This window comes from Microbacterium sp. NPDC089987 (assembly GCF_044748505.1).
Lineage (GTDB): Bacteria > Actinomycetota > Actinomycetes > Actinomycetales > Microbacteriaceae > Microbacterium.
Window position 1 is genome coordinate 995,375 of record NZ_JBIVGE010000002.1, and the last position, 14,322, is coordinate 1,009,696.

The 14,322-nt window shown below is 68.5% G+C and carries 15 protein-coding genes and 1 tRNA gene; 8 read left to right on the forward strand and 8 right to left on the reverse strand.

What is annotated here, in order from left to right; all coding sequences use genetic code 11:
• Window positions 1-27: 27 nt before the first annotated feature.
• A complete protein-coding gene (locus tag ACIPV2_RS12475; protein ID WP_400841671.1) occupies window positions 28-576 on the reverse strand; it encodes a type 1 glutamine amidotransferase domain-containing protein in 549 nt (182 codons plus the stop codon).
• Between the two features lie 116 nt (window positions 577-692).
• On the opposite strand from ACIPV2_RS12475, the gene ACIPV2_RS12480 reads away from it, so the two are divergent.
• Window positions 693-1,352 (forward strand): IMPACT family protein, encoded by a 660-nt coding sequence (locus tag ACIPV2_RS12480; RefSeq protein WP_400841673.1) that lies wholly within the window; start codon window positions 693-695, stop codon window positions 1,350-1,352.
• 13 nt (window positions 1,353-1,365) lie between these two features.
• Here the strand turns inward: ACIPV2_RS12480 and ACIPV2_RS12485 are convergent, their stop codons facing one another.
• Window positions 1,366-2,193, reverse strand: a complete 828-nt coding sequence (locus ACIPV2_RS12485) for a serine hydrolase domain-containing protein (RefSeq protein ID WP_400841675.1) — start codon at window positions 2,191-2,193, stop codon at window positions 1,366-1,368.
• Window positions 2,194-2,296: 103 nt separating this feature from the next.
• Between ACIPV2_RS12485 and ACIPV2_RS12490 the strand changes: the two genes are divergently transcribed.
• Window positions 2,297-2,779, forward strand: coding sequence for a hypothetical protein (locus tag ACIPV2_RS12490; protein WP_400841677.1), 483 nt, complete (start codon window positions 2,297-2,299; stop codon window positions 2,777-2,779).
• A gap of 264 nt (window positions 2,780-3,043) precedes the next feature.
• Window positions 3,044-3,115 (forward strand) — tRNA-Lys (locus tag ACIPV2_RS12495).
• Window positions 3,116-3,323: 208 nt separating this feature from the next.
• On the opposite strand, the gene ACIPV2_RS12500 is transcribed toward ACIPV2_RS12495, so the two are convergent.
• On the reverse strand, window positions 3,324-3,986 hold the full coding sequence (locus tag ACIPV2_RS12500; RefSeq protein ID WP_400841679.1) for a fasciclin domain-containing protein: 663 nt from the start codon (window positions 3,984-3,986) through the stop codon (window positions 3,324-3,326).
• 161 nt (window positions 3,987-4,147) lie between these two features.
• Between ACIPV2_RS12500 and sigK the strand changes: the two genes are divergently transcribed.
• Together sigK and ACIPV2_RS12510 are read left to right on the forward strand one after the other, a co-directional pair.
• Complete coding sequence (sigK, locus tag ACIPV2_RS12505; RefSeq protein ID WP_400841681.1) at window positions 4,148-4,738, forward strand: ECF RNA polymerase sigma factor SigK; 591 nt, start codon at window positions 4,148-4,150, stop codon at window positions 4,736-4,738.
• The gene (locus tag ACIPV2_RS12510; RefSeq protein ID WP_400841683.1) at window positions 4,735-5,508 is read left to right on the forward strand and encodes an anti-sigma factor domain-containing protein; all 774 of its coding nucleotides are present in this window, start codon (window positions 4,735-4,737) and stop codon (window positions 5,506-5,508) included. The genes sigK and ACIPV2_RS12510 overlap by 4 nt, the downstream gene beginning before the upstream one ends.
• 98 nt (window positions 5,509-5,606) lie before the next feature.
• Here the strand turns inward: ACIPV2_RS12510 and ACIPV2_RS12515 are convergent, their stop codons facing one another.
• Entirely contained in the window at window positions 5,607-7,367 is a 1,761-nt protein-coding gene (locus ACIPV2_RS12515) for a glycosyl hydrolase family 18 protein (RefSeq protein ID WP_400841685.1), read from the reverse strand.
• A 156-nt stretch (window positions 7,368-7,523) separates the two neighbouring features.
• Between ACIPV2_RS12515 and ACIPV2_RS12520 the strand changes: the two genes are divergently transcribed.
• The 3 genes from ACIPV2_RS12520 to ACIPV2_RS12530 all read left to right on the forward strand — a co-directional run bounded on the left by ACIPV2_RS12520 (window position 7,524) and on the right by ACIPV2_RS12530 (window position 10,079).
• A complete protein-coding gene (locus ACIPV2_RS12520) occupies window positions 7,524-8,153 on the forward strand; it encodes a DNA-directed RNA polymerase subunit beta (protein WP_101188596.1) in 630 nt (209 codons plus the stop codon).
• A 210-nt stretch (window positions 8,154-8,363) separates the two neighbouring features.
• Window positions 8,364-9,245, forward strand: coding sequence for an aminodeoxychorismate lyase (locus ACIPV2_RS12525; RefSeq protein WP_400841687.1), 882 nt, complete (start codon window positions 8,364-8,366; stop codon window positions 9,243-9,245).
• 33 nt (window positions 9,246-9,278) lie between these two features.
• Window positions 9,279-10,079 (forward strand): hypothetical protein, encoded by an 801-nt coding sequence (locus tag ACIPV2_RS12530; protein ID WP_400841689.1) that lies wholly within the window; start codon window positions 9,279-9,281, stop codon window positions 10,077-10,079.
• Window positions 10,080-10,144: 65 nt separating this feature from the next.
• On the opposite strand, the gene pstB is transcribed toward ACIPV2_RS12530, so the two are convergent.
• From pstB to ACIPV2_RS12550, 4 genes are all read right to left on the reverse strand, one after another.
• Window positions 10,145-10,924 (reverse strand): phosphate ABC transporter ATP-binding protein PstB, encoded by a 780-nt coding sequence (pstB, locus tag ACIPV2_RS12535; RefSeq protein ID WP_101188599.1) that lies wholly within the window; start codon window positions 10,922-10,924, stop codon window positions 10,145-10,147.
• 28 nt (window positions 10,925-10,952) lie between these two features.
• Window positions 10,953-12,062 carry a phosphate ABC transporter permease PstA gene (gene pstA, locus ACIPV2_RS12540; protein WP_400841692.1) on the reverse strand — a complete coding sequence of 370 codons (1,110 nt, stop codon included), beginning with the start codon at window positions 12,060-12,062 and terminating at the stop codon, window positions 10,953-10,955.
• Between the two features lies 1 nt (window position 12,063).
• Window positions 12,064-13,020 (reverse strand): phosphate ABC transporter permease subunit PstC, encoded by a 957-nt coding sequence (pstC, locus tag ACIPV2_RS12545; RefSeq protein ID WP_400841694.1) that lies wholly within the window; start codon window positions 13,018-13,020, stop codon window positions 12,064-12,066.
• Window positions 13,021-13,117: 97 nt separating this feature from the next.
• Entirely contained in the window at window positions 13,118-14,218 is a 1,101-nt protein-coding gene (locus tag ACIPV2_RS12550; protein WP_400841696.1) for a phosphate ABC transporter substrate-binding protein PstS, read from the reverse strand.
• Window positions 14,219-14,322 lie beyond the last annotated feature (104 nt).

Here is a 14,322-nt window from a genome sequence, read left to right on the forward strand (position 1 = left end):
AGCGCAACTGAAGTGCGGAGCGGGAGATCAGGCGTGCTGCTCGCGGTGCTTGCCCTCGCCGATCTCCTCGACCACCTTCGCACAGAACGCCGGCAGGTCATCGGGCGTGCGGCTGGAGACCAGGCCGGCATCGACGACGACCTCCTCGTCGACCCAGTTCGCTCCCGCATTGCGCAGGTCGGTCGCCAGGCTGGGGTAGCTGGTGATCGTGCGGCCGTCGACGACGCGCGCCTCGATCAGGATCCACGCGCCATGGCAGATCACCCCGACCGGCTTGTGCTGCTCGAAGAATGCGCGCGCGAGGTCGATCGAGTCGCGGTCCATGCGCAGATGGTCGGAGTTCACGACGCCGCCGGGCAGCACCAGCGCGTCGAAGTCGTCGGCCGAGGCGGAGGATGCGGCGAGGTCGACGGTCTGCGCGTGGCCGTTCTTCCCGGTGATCTCGCCGGACTCCGGCGACACCATGGTCGCCGCGCCGCCTGCATCGGTCACGGCCTTCCACGGCTCGGTCAGCTCGCTGTCTTCGAAGCCGTTCGTCGCGAGGAAGGCGACCTTCGCGTCGGAGATGCTCGTCATGATGCGTCCTTTCGATCGGGGATGGGATGCCACTCTGCGACGGGCGCGCGCATCTCGGCAGGGGATGGCGAGGCACGGCGACGCGTGGTACGCAGACGGGTGCCTACGCTGGAGAGATGTCCGTGTCGTCGCACCCGCTGCCCGCGACGATCGCCGCCCCCGTCGAGCACGAGCTGGTGATCCGCAAATCGCGGTTCCTGACGTCGGTGGCTCCGGTCGATTCGCCGGAGGGGGCCGACGCCGTGATCGCCGCCGTGAAGAAGCGATATTGGGATGCCAGGCACAACTGCAGCGCGCAGATGACCGGGCTGCACGGCGAGCGGGCGCGGTCGTCCGATGACGGCGAGCCGTCGGGGACGGCCGGGATCCCGATGCTCGAGGTGCTGCGGCGGCGAGAGCTGACGGACGTCGTCGCTGTGGTGACGCGCTACTTCGGGGGCATCAAGCTGGGAGCCGGCGGACTCGTGCGCGCGTACTCGTCCGCGGTCTCCGAGGCGCTGGATCTGGCGGCCCTGCTCGACCGGCGCGTGCTGGATCAGGTGCGGGTGACTGCTCCCCATGCGGATGCCGGGCGCTTCGACCACCTGCTGCGCGACTGGACGGCACGCACCGGGGCGGTGCTCGGTGAGACCACCTACGCGGGCTCGGCGGAGTTCGAGGTGTGGGCACCCGCGGCCACTGTGCCGGTTCTGCAGGCCGAGGTCGCCGCTCTGTCGGCCGGAGCGGTGGCGGCGGTCGGCACGGGGGTGCAGCGGGTGGTGGACGTCCCGCGCTGAGCGGCAGGCCGGGTCAGCCGCGAAGGGCGGCCAGCACGGCATCCGACAGCGGCGGCCAGGCCTCGATCGCCCACTGCCCGAAGTCCCGATCGGCGAGAGCGACACAGGCTGCCTGCGCCTGCGGGTCGACCCAGAGGAACGTGCCGCTCTGCCCGAAGTGGCCGAAGGTCTCGGGGGAGTTCGAGGCCGACGTCCAGTGCGGAGACTTGCCGTCGCGCAGCTCGAATCCCAGCCCCCAGTCGTTGGGCCGCTGCACGCCGTAGCCGGGGAGCACGCCGTCGAGCCCGGGGAACGCGACGGTCGTCGCCAGGGCCCGGGTCTGCGGCGCCAGCAGCTGGGGACGCTGAAGTTCCGCGGCGAAGCGCGCGAGGTCAGCAGCGGTGGACTCGGCGCCCGCGCCGGCGGATCCTGTCAGCTTCGCCGACGTCATGCCGAGCGGCGCGAAGACGGCCTCGTCGATGTAGGTGGCGAAGGGGATCTCGGCACGCTCTGCGAGCGTCTGCGCGAGCACGTCGAAGCCGCGGTTGGAGTAGATGCGGCGACTGCCGGGCTCGGCGCGCACCTTGTCTTCCGAGAAGTCGAGGCCGGAGGCGTGGGCGAGCAGGTGCCGCACCGTCGAGCCGGGAGGACCCGCGGGGTCATCGAGGTCGAAGACGCCCTCCTCGACGGCGACGAGCGCCGCGTAGGCGGTGAGCGGCTTCGTGACGGATGCCAGGCGGTACACGCGATCGAGATCGCCTCTCGAGGCGACGGTGCCGCCGTCGGCGCCGATGACGACCGCCGCGGCGTTATCGACCGGCCAGCTGTCCACCTGGGCCAGTGCGTCGTCGATGGCTGTCATTCGTCGTCCTCTCGCTCGATGAGCGTCTCTCGGCGCGGAGCGCGTTGGCATCCTCCCACATCGGTTCGCGAGCCCGCTGGTCGCCGCATGTGACAATCGGCATATGAACTCGCGAGTGTCAGGAGCGGCCCCGGGACTCGCCGGTCTTGCCCTCATCCTCTTCCCGCTCGTGGCTCTTGCGGCGAAGCTCGTCTACCCGGGATGGATGCTGGTGCTGGTGATCTGGAGCAGCTGGCTGCTGCTGCCCGGGTACGTGATCCAGGTCGTGATCGCCGCAAGCGCCCTGCTGCGCAGGAGGGGCGTGCTGCGTCATGCAGACGGCGGGTGGCGCGCCATCGTCGCCTCGTGGGTCACCTCCATCGGGGTGCTCGGGGTCGGCTTCTTCCTGTTGGACGGAGGCGACGACGGCCGCTCCGAGTCAGCGATGACCGTGCTGTCGGGCATGACGGAATCCGCACCCGCGGCTCAGGTCTCGATGGTGCTCGCCCTGATCTGCGGCTTCTTCTGGCTGGTCGGCTGGATCTGGCTCGTCTTCGAATGGATCATTCAGCTGATCCTTCTTCGTCGGGCACAGACGGTCGCCTGAGCGCGTCCGTTCGCCACGTACGAGGCATGCGCCCGTATGTGGCGATGGCGTGGCAGTTACGACAGTGCACGTCGCACTTCGCGATCTCCTTCGCGATCACGCGGATGTGATGTTTTCGGTTCTCGCGGTAGTACTTTCTGGACGATGCGCGGTTGCACTCTCGGCAGACTTCCTGGAGGCCGTCCGGTCGTGCTGACTTCCGGTTGAAATCGGTGAGTGGTTTAGACTTCTGACAGGTGCCGCAACGCTTTTCAGTCGGCATCTGCCCCCGTAGCTCAGAGGCAGAGCAACCGGCTTTTAACCGGTGGGTCGGGATGTCGGAATTCCCCGGGGGCACCTCTTGAGCGGTCATGCAGAGTCCTTCCGTTGCGGATGACAGTAGCCAAGGCATCGGACATCACCACGGGGACTCAAAGCGCGGGCCTATGAGACCGCGCACACGAAGAGGCGCCCGTCGATTCCTCGTCGACGGGCGCCTCTGATCAGCTTGCGGATCCCCACCGGGCTGATCTCACCGCGTCACTCCTGCACGGTGTCCGCTTGGTCACTGAGCCGGCGGCATCAGGACCGAGTCGATGAGGTAGACGGTGGCGTTGGCGGTCTGCACGCCGCCGCAGATGACGTTCGCGTCGTTCACCATCCACTCGTCGCCCGAGCCGCTGGCCTCGAGCTCGGCGCCCTGCACGGTCTTGTGCATGCCCTCGATGTCGGCCGGCGAGATCTGCCCGGGGACGACGTGGTAGGTCAGGATCGACGTGAGCGTGTCGGCGTCGGTCTTCAGGCCCTCGATCGTCGCTGCGTCGATCTTGGCGAAGGCGTCGTCCACCGGTGCGAAGACGGTGAACTCGTCGCCGTTGAGCGTGTCGACGAGGTTCACGTCGGGGTTCAGCTGTCCGCTGACCGCGGCCGTCAGCGTCTTGAGCATCGGGTTGTTCGATGCCGCCGTCGCGACCGGGTCCATCGACATGCCCTCGATCGAGCCGTCGCCGTCCGGCACCTGCTCGGCATACGCCTCGCAGCCGGCGCCGACGAGGTTCGCGGCCGGGTCCATGGTCTCGGGGGCGTCGGACATCTCGGACGTCTCGGCCGGCTTCGGCTCCGACGACTCCATGTTCGACTCGTCTCCCATCGTGCAGCCCGACAGGACGAGGGCGCCGACGAAACCGAGCGAGAGAGCGGCGGTGATCTTCTTCTTGGTGCTGAGCATTTCAACCTCCGGGGTTCCGTGCCGCGGACCTCCCGCGGCGTCGATGGTTGTTCGGAACCCCTCCGCGATCGGATGGGAATCAATCCGATTCGATTTTCCGAACCGAAGAATCGGCGAGTGGCGTCCATGCACGAGAGGGGGGATGAGGCATGCTTGTCGAGATGGTTATCGATGGCGTCGAGGTGCTCGAGGACGGGTCGTCCGGCGATCTCGCCGCCGACCTCCTCATCCGCGTCGCCGACGGCGATCAGCGGGCGTTCGCAGAGCTCTACGACCTGCTCTCTTCGCGCGTGTTCGCCCTCATCCTCAAAGTCGTGGTGAATCGCTCGCAGAGCGAGGAGGTGCTGCAGGAGGTCTTCCTCGAGATCTGGCAATCCGCTTCGCGGTTCGCTCCGAACAGAGGTCAGGGCCGCTCCTGGATCTTCACGATCGCACACCGCCGGGCCGTCGACCGGGTGCGTTCGTCGCAGTCCAGCACCGATCGCGACATGCGCGTCGGCGTGCGCGACCTCGGCGGCGAACGGGACGTGGTGCAGGAGGCGGTCGAATCGAAGCTGGAAGGCGAGCGTGTGGTCGCCGCTCTCGCGGCCCTGCCCGAAGCGCAGCAGGAAGCGCTCATCCTGGCTTACTACGGCGGCTACAGCCAGAGTGAGATCGCGGCTCTCACGGGAGTGGCACTGGGAACGATCAAGACGAGAATGCGGGATGGATTGACGCGGTTGCGCGGGGAGATGGGGGTGTCAGCAGCATGAACGAGCAGGAATTCGCGGAGCTCGCGGCCGCCCACGCCCTCGGCGCGCTGACCGACGCCGACGAGCGCCGGTTCGCCGCAGCGCTCGCCGAGCATCCCGAGTGGCAGGCCATCGCCGACGACGACCACGACACCGTCGCGATCCTCGCCGACGGACTCTCACCGGTCGCGCCGCCGCCCGCGCTGCGCTCGGCCCTGCTGCAGCGGATCGCCGACCTGCCGCAGGACGATGGGGAGGCTCCGGCATCTCCGGATGCCACTGCCGCTGCGGAGGCGGGAACCCGGGACCTCGCCGCCCCGGCGCCCGCCGGAGCGCCGTGGCGACGCAGGATCTTCGCGCTCGCCGCGGGACTCGCGCTGATCGTCGGGGCCGGTGTGGCGACGACGACCGTCGTCTCGCAGCTGCAGCGACCGGCATCCGTCGTCGCGCTCGACGAGATCCGCTCCGCCCCGGATGCCGAGCAGGCGAAGGTGCAGCTCGACTCCGGCGCCACCGCGACCGCGCACTGGTCGGGTGAGGTCGGCAAGGCCGTGCTCGTGGCATCCGGACTCGACGATCTCGGCACCGACAAGAGCTACGAGCTGTGGTTCGTCCGTGGTGATCAGCCCATCGCCGCCGGCGTCTTCGATGCTGACGACGGCACGGCGACGGCTCTGCTGGATGTGCCCATGCAGGCCGGCGATGTCATCGCGGTGACGGTCGAGGAGGCCGGAGGATCGCCGTCGGGTTCACCGACGACCGACCCGATCATCGTCATCCCGACCGCCTGAGCGGTCGACGCCGGATGCCCTGACGCCGCAACGCACATCGCCGGGCAGCTCTCGATGAGCTGCCCGGCGATGTGCGCGTCACGCGGGTGCGGTGATCCTCAGGACCACGGTCCCCAGGCGGATCCGGGCGCCTCGCCGCGAGTCCACCACTTCGCGGTGTAGGTCTTGCCCTTGTACTCGACCTGGTCGCCCTTCGTGTAGATCGTGTCGCTGAACCACTGCTGCACAGCATCCGCATCCACACCGCACGCGGTCAGCGTGGCCCACGGACCGGTCGTCGACGAACCGGGCTCGGAGCCCTTCGCGTACCACTGCGCCTGGAACACCTTGCCGTCGATGAAGACCAGGTCTCCGTTGCGATACGTCGCGGTGGCGTTCCACGGCGCGGCGTCGCTCTGCGCTCCGCACAGCAGCGGGGCCTTCCCCGCCACAGGGCCGGGGGCAGCAGCGCGCAGCACATCAGCCGCAGCGATCGACAGGTCGCCGTCGACGTCCTGGCCGATGTCCCAGTAGTCCACGCCACCCAGCCCGTTGGCGACCGCCCAACGTGCCTTCTCGGCTGCGGCGGTCGGGTCATCGAGCGACCAGAACTCCTTGCGTGCGGCGTCGTACGCCCAGGTCGCGTCGAACGCTCCATCAGCGGTGTACTCGTGGTGGTACTCGAGATCCCGCGACGAGAGCTCGTCCCACGAGAGCTGGCCGTGACCTGCGGTCGCGGGAGTCCACGGCTCGGGCTGCGCGTTGCTCCACCCCTGCCCGTACGCGGCCAGACCCAGGTTCAGCTGAGAAGGATCGACACCGGCCGACACGTAGCTCGCGACGATCGAGTCAACCCCGAGACCCCAGTTGTGCTCGGGTGTGCCGTGGATGTTGCCCTGGTGACCGGTCTCTGCCGACCAGGAGCCCCACAGGTCGTACCCCTGCAGGTTGCCGAAGTCCAGCAGCTCCCACAGCGCAGGGTCGCTCCAGCCACCTGCGGAGATGACGGTCGGGCTCGCCGGCACGAACGCGCTGAGCTCGTAGTCGTCGCCGGTCTCCGGCTCGAGTGCATCGAGCTGATCGCGCAGCTCCTGCACGAAGGCGAGGAAGTTCGCCCTGTCGTTGACCGGGTCGACCGTGTTCCCGACCTCCTGAGACCAGTCCGGAGCGCCCGGCCACTCCCAGTCGAGGTCGAACCCGTCGAAGATCCCCGCTGCCGACCCGGCGCCGCCGCGTCCGTCGATCTGGGGGAGGTTGCCGCGGATGTACAGATCGATGCATGACTCGGCCAGCCCCTCGCGCAGCTCGGGCGTCGCCGTCGCGGCCGAGAAGGACTTCGACCACGACCAGCCACCCAGTGACGCGAGCACCTTCAGGTCGGGGTAGAGCCGCTTCAGCTGCCGCAGCTGGTTGAAGTTGCCGGCCAGCGGCTGGGTGGCGGAGTCCGCGATGCCGAGCACGGACTCCGCGGCGGTGTAGCGGTGCAGGAAGTCGCTGTCGGCGTCGCCCGCCGTCTCGGTCTGGCCGGGGGCCGGAGCAACCCCGTCGGAGATGAAGCAGGTGTAGGGCTGGACGCCGTCGAGCCCCTTCGTGCCGGCGGCTGCGGCGGCGTCGATGGCCTCCTGAGATCCGGCGATGTTGCCGAATGCGTAGTTCAGATGCGTCAGGTTCTCGCCGGCCGGCGTGTCGACGAAGAGGCGCTTGATCGTCGCGCCGGCCTCTCCGTTCGCGCGCCACTGGCCGTAGTAGCCGACGCTGCGATAGCCGTTGATGGTCGTGGTCGGGGTGGCCGACTCCTCGGATGCGGTCGCCGGCGTGGCGACCAGCAGGCTGCCGGCGATGAGGCCGGCGGCGGCGAGGGCGGGGTAGCGGTACTTCACACAAGCTCCTTCGATTGCGGATGGCGACTGCAGCATCAATTAGGCAACACGCCTAACAAATGACGCGCCCAGTCTGACACGTTCCGGCAGGGAAGACCAGACCTGATCGCGTGGATCGCCGGCCCGAAAGCCGCACAGCGGGCGTACCCTTGATGGATGCCCGAGCAGTTCCACCGCCCTGTCCGCAGGCCGCCCACGGCATTCGACAACATCGTCGGCGAGGCCGATCCGGCCGAGCAGTCACGTGTCGCTCACGCCACGGCATCCGCTCTTCTCGAGCGCGCACGCAGCGACGAGTCAGGCGTCATCACCGAGCGTCTTCTCGCCTTCGCCTCGGAGCACGGCATCGACGAGATCGCCGAACTCTGGTCGCACGCGCCCGCGCGTTCGCTGCCGGGAGCGCTGTGGCGGCTGTACCTGCTGCAGATCGCGATCCGCTCTGACGCGCCGTTGACCGCGCTGCTCTACGAGCGAGGACGCGTCGAGCTGCACACGGCCGATGCGGCGATCGCGGGCGCTCCGGCTCCCGCCGACCCCGGCGAGCTCGTCGATCTCGTCGACGCCATTCTGCGCGGAGTGTTCCGAGGCGACTTCTCTGTGGCGCTCGAGCGCGCTGCCGCGTACTGCCGGGTGCAGGCATCCGGCGCCACCCACACGGCAGACGACTACGAGCCGACCGAGCCGCAGCGGGCGAGCGATCTCACCCGCCGGGCGCTGCGGTTGACGACCTACGCCGAGGACCTCGCGGCCGCCGCTGCCGCATGGCGCCGCGGCATGCTCACCTGACGCTGAGGAAGCGCGTGCCGTCGATCGTCTGCTGTCTCCGACGGCGGATGCCGAGGCCGCGAGGGCAGAAGAAAAGCCGGACCGCAAGAACGCCTCTCGGCGGAAGGCCGCTCGCAGCGGCGAATATTGGAGCCCGGGGTTATGCGGCCCGGCCGATCAAGTGTAACGCGTCATCGGCACGGGTATTCCCGTCGCCTCTAGGCTGTGCACATGTCCCAGCGCTTCGCCCTCATGATCGCCCCCGCCGACGCCGCCGACGGCCGTGCGGACTTCGCCGACACGTTCACGCCGATGGATGTCGCCGCACCGGCGCTCAGCGTGGGGGAGCTCAGCACGCAGCGCGGTGACGGCGTGTTCGAGTCGATCGGCGTCGTCGACGGGCACGCGAACGAGGTCGAGGCGCACGTGCAGCGGCTCGCGCACTCCGCGCATCTGTGCGATCTGCCCGCGCCGAACCTCGCCCAGTGGCGTCAGGCGATCGCGGTCGTCGCCGCGCAGGCTCCCGTGGGCGAGGCTGTGATCAAGCTCATCCTCAGTCGCGGCGTCGAGCACGGGCCGGCCCCGACGGCGTGGGCGACGGTGTCAGCGGCGCACGACTTCACCAAGGTGCGGCGCGACGGAGTGAAGGTCGTCACGCTCGACCGGGGATACGACCTCGGCGCGGGGGAGCGGGCGCCGTGGCTGCTGCTCGGCGCGAAGACCCTGTCGTACGCGGTGAACATGGCTGCGCTGCGCGAGGCCAAGCGGCGTGGCGCCGACGACGCGATCTTCGTCACCCGCGACGGGTACGTGCTCGAAGCGCCGACCGCATCGCTGATCATCCGCGTGGCCGGGGAGTTCCTCACCCCGGCGCCCGCGGGAGGTATCCTGCATGGGACCACGCAGCTCAGCGTGTTCGAGCATCTGGAGTCCCGCGGTCTCACCACCCGCTACGAGATCCTGTCCGCCTCCGATCTGACGAAGGCCGATGCCGCCTGGCTCGTGTCGAGCATCCGCCTCGCCGCGCCCATCACCGCCGTCGACGGCGCGCCCCTGGCATCCGACCCCGACCTGACCGCCGAGTTCAACGCCTATCTGCTCTCCCCGCGCTGAGCCGACGGTTCGGTGCTCGGTATCGTAAGGGGCATGATCACCATCTGGAAACGCGCACTCGCGACCACTGCCATCGCTCTCGTCGCAGGAGTAGGCCTGACCGCCTGCGATTCAGGCGCAGACAAGGCATCCGACTCCAAGGGCTCGCAGTCTCAGACAGAGTCGCAGAAGCAGGCCAAGCCGTCAGCGACGATGACCGCCGATGACTTCGCCCAGCGCATCAACGACGCCCAGATCGAAGCGGGGTCCACGCACTTCGCTCAGACGATGGAGGTCTCCGGGCAGAAGATCGAGTCCAGCGGTGACATGGTCGTCGATGCCGACCCCCGCAAGACGAGGATGGCCATGTCGATGCCCGGCGGCATGGAGCTGCGCCTCGTCGACGGCGAGATGTACCTGAACATGGGCGAGCTCACGGGCGGCAAGTTCTACCAGCCCTCCAGCGAGGCCGGAAACCCGATCACGGAGCAGCTGAACGGCTCGCTCGACCAGGCGAACCTCGGCAAGCAGATGTCGACCTTCAAGACCGCGCTCAAGGACTTCACGGCCGAGGAGGACGCCGAGACGATCGACGGCGTCAAGACGACGAAGTACACGCTGGTCCTCGACTCGAAGAAGCTCTTCGAAGCGCAGGAGCTCGAGATCCCGGCTGAGGCGGGTATCGGCGACACCATCGAGTATGTGATCTTCGCGGGCGACGACGACCTGCCGCGTCGGATGGTGACGGATCTGGCCGGCAGCGCCATAACCATGGACTTCAGCAAGTGGGGCGAGGACGTCTCGATCGAGACGCCCGCGCCCGACGAGATCACGGACAAGGCTCCCGGTATGTGAGAGCCGACTGCAGCGCAGAGGCCCCGACGACCAGTCGCCGGGGCCTCTGCGCGTCACAGGAGCGGTCAGCCGAAGCGGCCGGACACGTAGTCCTCCGTGGCCTGCACGGCAGGGGTGGTGAAGATCGTGGCCGTGTCGTCGAACTCGATCAGCTTGCCCGGCTTGCCCGTGCCGGCGATGTTGAAGAACGCGGTCTTGTCGCTCACACGCGATGCCTGCTGCATGTTGTGCGTCACGATGACGATCGTGTAGTCGTTCTTCAGGTCCTGGATGAGCTCCTCGATCGCGAACGTCGAGATGGGGTCGAGCGCCGAGCACGGCTCATCCATCAGCAGCACCTCGGGCGACACGGCGATCGCGCGGGCGATGCACAGACGCTGCTGCTGACCACCCGAGAGGCCGGAGCCGGGCTTGTCGAGCCGGTCCTTGACCTCGTTCCACAGGTTCGCGCCCATCAGCGACTTCTCGACCAGGGCATCCTGATCGCTCTTCGACATCTTGCCGTTGTTGAGCTTGACCCCCGCCAGCACGTTCTCCTTGATCGACATGGTCGGGAACGGGTTCGGGCGCTGGAACACCATGCCCACCTGGCGGCGCACGAGCACCGGGTCGACGCCCGCGCCGTACAGGTCCTTCCCGTCGAGCAGCACCTCGCCCTCGACGCGCGCGCCGGGGATGACCTCGTGCATGCGGTTCAGGGTGCGCAGGAACGTGGACTTGCCGCAGCCCGACGGGCCGATGAACGCGGTCACGCTGCGCGGCTGGATCTCGAGGGAGACGCCCTCCACGGCGAGGAAGTCGCCGTAGTAGACGTTGAGGTCGTTGACTTCGATGCTCTTGGACATATCGGGTTCCTTCGGGTTCGGGTGCGACTCAGCGGCCGGCGGTCTTCGGGGCGAACCACTTGGCGATCAGGCGCGCGAGCAGGTTCAGCAGCATGACGATGAGGATCAGGGTGAGCGCGCCGGCCCAGGCGCGGGCGACCGAGGCGTCCGCCGCAGTGCCCTGGTTCATGTACGAGTTGTAGACGAACACCGGCAGCGTCATCATCTGACCGCTCACGAGGTTCGTGTTGAGGCTGGCGGTGAAGCCTGCGGTCAGCAGCAGCGGAGCGGTCTCGCCGATCACGCGCGAGATCGCGAGCATCACCGAGGTGGTGATTCCGGCGATCGAGGTGGGCAGCACGATCTTCAGGATCGTCAGCCACTTCGGCACGCCCAGCGCGTACGACGCCTCGCGCAGCTCGTTCGGCACGATGCGCAGCAGCTCCTCGCTGCCGCGTACGACCACGGGCACCATCAGCACCGCCAGGGCCAGAGCGCCCATCAGTCCCATCGAGATGCCCGGCCGCACGAGCAGCGCGAAGACGGAGTAGATGAACAGACCCGCGACGATCGACGGGATGCCCGTCATCACGTCGACGAGGAAGGTGATGCCCTTGGCGATGCGGCCCCGGCCGTACTCGACGAGGTAGATCGACGTCATCAGGCCGACCGGCACCGCGATCAGCGTCGCGGTGAGCGTGACGAGCACCGTGCCCCAGACAGCGTGCACGATGCCGCCGCCCTCGCCGACCACGTTGCGCATCGAGTAGCTGAAGAACTCCGCGTCGAGACGGCCGATGCCGTTGGTGACGACGGTCCACAGCAGCGAGATGAGCGGCAGCAGCGCGACGACGAACGCCGCGCTCACGAGCGCCGTCATGAGCCGGTCGACGGCCTTGCGGCGGCTCTCGGCGATCGAGGAGACGACCGTGATGAGCACCATGTACAGCAGCACGCCCACGATGACGGCACCGGCGATGTTGAAGTCGGCCGGGTCGCCGCCGATGGCGCCGAGGGCGAAGACGGTGAAGGAGGTGGCGAGGGATGCCCCGAGCAGAGCCCACGGTGCCCACGGCGCCAGCCGTCCGGCGGTGAGCGAGGACGAGGCGCGTGCGGCGCTGAGCGTGGTCATCTCGGTTCGCTCCAGAGTCGTGGTCATGTCAGTTCGCTCCGGAGAACTCGGCGCGACGCGCGACGATCCAGCGGGCCAGCGCGTTGACCGCGAAGGTCACGACGAACAGCACCAGACCCGTGGCGATGAGCGTGTTGACGCCCGTGTCGTGCGCCTCGGGGAAGGCGAGCGCGATGTTCGCGGGGATCGGGGTGGGGTTGGTGGCGGTGAGCACGAGGAGGCTGTAGACGGCCGCGGGGGAGAGCACCATGGTCACGGCCATCGTCTCGCCGAGGGCGCGCCCGAGCGCGAGCATGACGGCTGAGACCATGCCGCCGCGCGCGAAGGGCAGCACGGCCATCCGCACCATCTCCCAGCGCGTGGCGCCGAGTGCGAGGGCGGCCTCCTCGTGCAGCTTCGGCGTCTGCAGGAAGATCTCGCGGCAGATGGCGGTCATGATCGGGATGACCATGACGGCGAGCACGACGGCCGCGGTCATGATCGTCTTGCCCGTCGACGAGACCTGGCCGCCGAAGATCGGGATCCAGCCGGCGTTGTCGTTGAGCCAGGCGTACACGGGCTGCAGCAGGGGCGCGAGCACCAGCCCGCCCCAGAGGCCGAAGACGACCGAGGGCACCGCGGCGAGGAGGTCGATGACGTAGCCCAGCAGGCCGGCTAGGCGACGGGGCGCGTAATGCGAGATGAACAGTGCGATGCCGATCGCGATCGGCGTCGCCATCAGCAGGGCCAGGAACGACGCCCAGACCGTGCCGAAGGCGAGCGGCCCGACGTACTCCCAGAACGAGCGACCCTCGAGGATGTGGTTGTCGCTGGTGTCGGGGGCGAAGGCCGGCAGGCTCTGGATGATGAGGAACGCGGCCACCGCGGCGAGCACGACGAGGATGATGATGCCGGCGCCGAGGGCGCTGCCGGAGAACACCCGGTCGCCGAGGCGCTGCTTGGCTCTGATCGGGGCAGGCGGTGCCTGCCTGGTCGTCGTGCTCATGGTCTCCGTTCCGGGTCGAGATGCGTGCGGGCTGACCCTCCGGTGCCCCCGCGCCGGATCGGACGCGGGGGCACCGTTGTCAGCCGGTGGTGATGGGTCAGCCGACCTTGATCGTGTCGATGGCGGCGAGGACCTTCTCGCGCAGCCCGTCGGAGATCGGCGCGCTGCCGGCGTTGTCCGCTGCAGCCTCCTGGCCCTCCTCGCTCGCGACGTACTCGAAGTACGTCTTCACGAGCTCGGCCGTGTTCTCGTCCTCGTACTGCTCGCACGCGATCAGGTAGCTGACCAGGGCGATCGGGTAGGCGCCTGCCGGAGCGGCAGCCGGGTCGACGTCGAAGACGAGGTCGGCGTCTCCGCGACCCTCCTCGAGCGGCGATGCCTCGACCAGCGCGGCGGCGGCCTCGGCCGAGTACGCGACGTACTCGCCGTCGACGCCGACCTTGACCTGGCCGAGCTCCTTGGTCTGCGAGGCGTCTGCGTAGCCGATCGCGCCGTTGCCCGCCTTGATCGCCTGCACGACGCCGGAGGTGCCCTGAGCGGCTTCGCCGCCCTGCAGCGGCCACACGCCGTCGGCCTCGTCGGTCCACACATCCGGAGCGGTGGCGTTGAGGTAGGCGGTGAAGGTCTCGGTGGTGCCCGAGTCGTCCGAGCGGTGCACGGGCGAGATCGCCAGGTCGGGCAGCTTCACGCCCTCGTTCTGCGTGGCGATCGCGTTGTCGTTCCAGTTGGTGATCGTGCCGGCGAAGATGCCGGCGATCGTCTTGGCGTCGAGGTTGAGCTCGTCGATGCCCTCGAGGTTGAACGCGACGGCGACGGGCGAGATGTACAGCGGCACCTCGATGATGTTCTCCGACGAGCAGGTCTTGAACCCGTCGCCGAGCTCCTCGAGCTTGAACGCGCGGTCCGAGCCGATGAAGTCGCTCGCGCCGGCGATGAAGTTCTCGCGTCCGGTGCCGGACCCTGTGGGCTCGTAGTTGATGGTGACGCCGCTGTTGGCGGTCTGGAACGCGGCGACCCAGGCCTCCTGCGCCGAACCCTGCGACGAGGCGCCGGTGGCCTTCAACGTGCCCTCGAGCTTCGACGCGGCGGAGCCGTCGGTGCTCTCGGAGGCGGGGGCTTCGTTCGCGGCGCAGCCGGCGAGTGCGAGGGCGGCGACAGCGCCGACGGCGCTGAGACGAGCGATGCGGGTGATCTTCACTGTGGGTCCGTTCGATCGGGGAATGTGTATGGCCCGGTGCAGGGCACACAGTGACGTTAGGAGCGCCGGTTAACGAGACTCTCCCCGAGAGGTGAACGGGAGGT

Bases quoted from the DNA above. Each gene is read 5' to 3' on its own strand.
- ACIPV2_RS12525 (WP_400841687.1), top strand. From the start codon at position 8,364: ATGTCCCAGCGCTTCGCCCTCATGATCGCCCCCGCCGACGCCGCCGAC.
- ACIPV2_RS12480 (WP_400841673.1), top strand. From the start codon at position 693: ATGTCCGTGTCGTCGCACCCGCTGCCCGCGACGATCGCCGCCCCCGTC.
- ACIPV2_RS12500 (WP_400841679.1), bottom strand. From the start codon at position 3,986: ATGCTCAGCACCAAGAAGAAGATCACCGCCGCTCTCTCGCTCGGTTTC.
- pstB (WP_101188599.1), bottom strand. From the start codon at position 10,924: ATGTCCAAGAGCATCGAAGTCAACGACCTCAACGTCTACTACGGCGAC.
- ACIPV2_RS12530 (WP_400841689.1), top strand. From the start codon at position 9,279: ATGATCACCATCTGGAAACGCGCACTCGCGACCACTGCCATCGCTCTC.
- ACIPV2_RS12520 (WP_101188596.1), top strand. From the start codon at position 7,524: ATGCCCGAGCAGTTCCACCGCCCTGTCCGCAGGCCGCCCACGGCATTC.
- ACIPV2_RS12485 (WP_400841675.1), bottom strand. From the start codon at position 2,193: ATGACAGCCATCGACGACGCACTGGCCCAGGTGGACAGCTGGCCGGTC.
- sigK (WP_400841681.1), top strand. From the start codon at position 4,148: ATGGTTATCGATGGCGTCGAGGTGCTCGAGGACGGGTCGTCCGGCGAT.
- ACIPV2_RS12475 (WP_400841671.1), bottom strand. From the start codon at position 576: ATGACGAGCATCTCCGACGCGAAGGTCGCCTTCCTCGCGACGAACGGC.
- pstA (WP_400841692.1), bottom strand. From the start codon at position 12,062: ATGACCACGACTCTGGAGCGAACCGAGATGACCACGCTCAGCGCCGCA.
- ACIPV2_RS12490 (WP_400841677.1), top strand. From the start codon at position 2,297: ATGAACTCGCGAGTGTCAGGAGCGGCCCCGGGACTCGCCGGTCTTGCC.
- pstC (WP_400841694.1), bottom strand. From the start codon at position 13,020: ATGAGCACGACGACCAGGCAGGCACCGCCTGCCCCGATCAGAGCCAAG.
- ACIPV2_RS12510 (WP_400841683.1), top strand. From the start codon at position 4,735: ATGAACGAGCAGGAATTCGCGGAGCTCGCGGCCGCCCACGCCCTCGGC.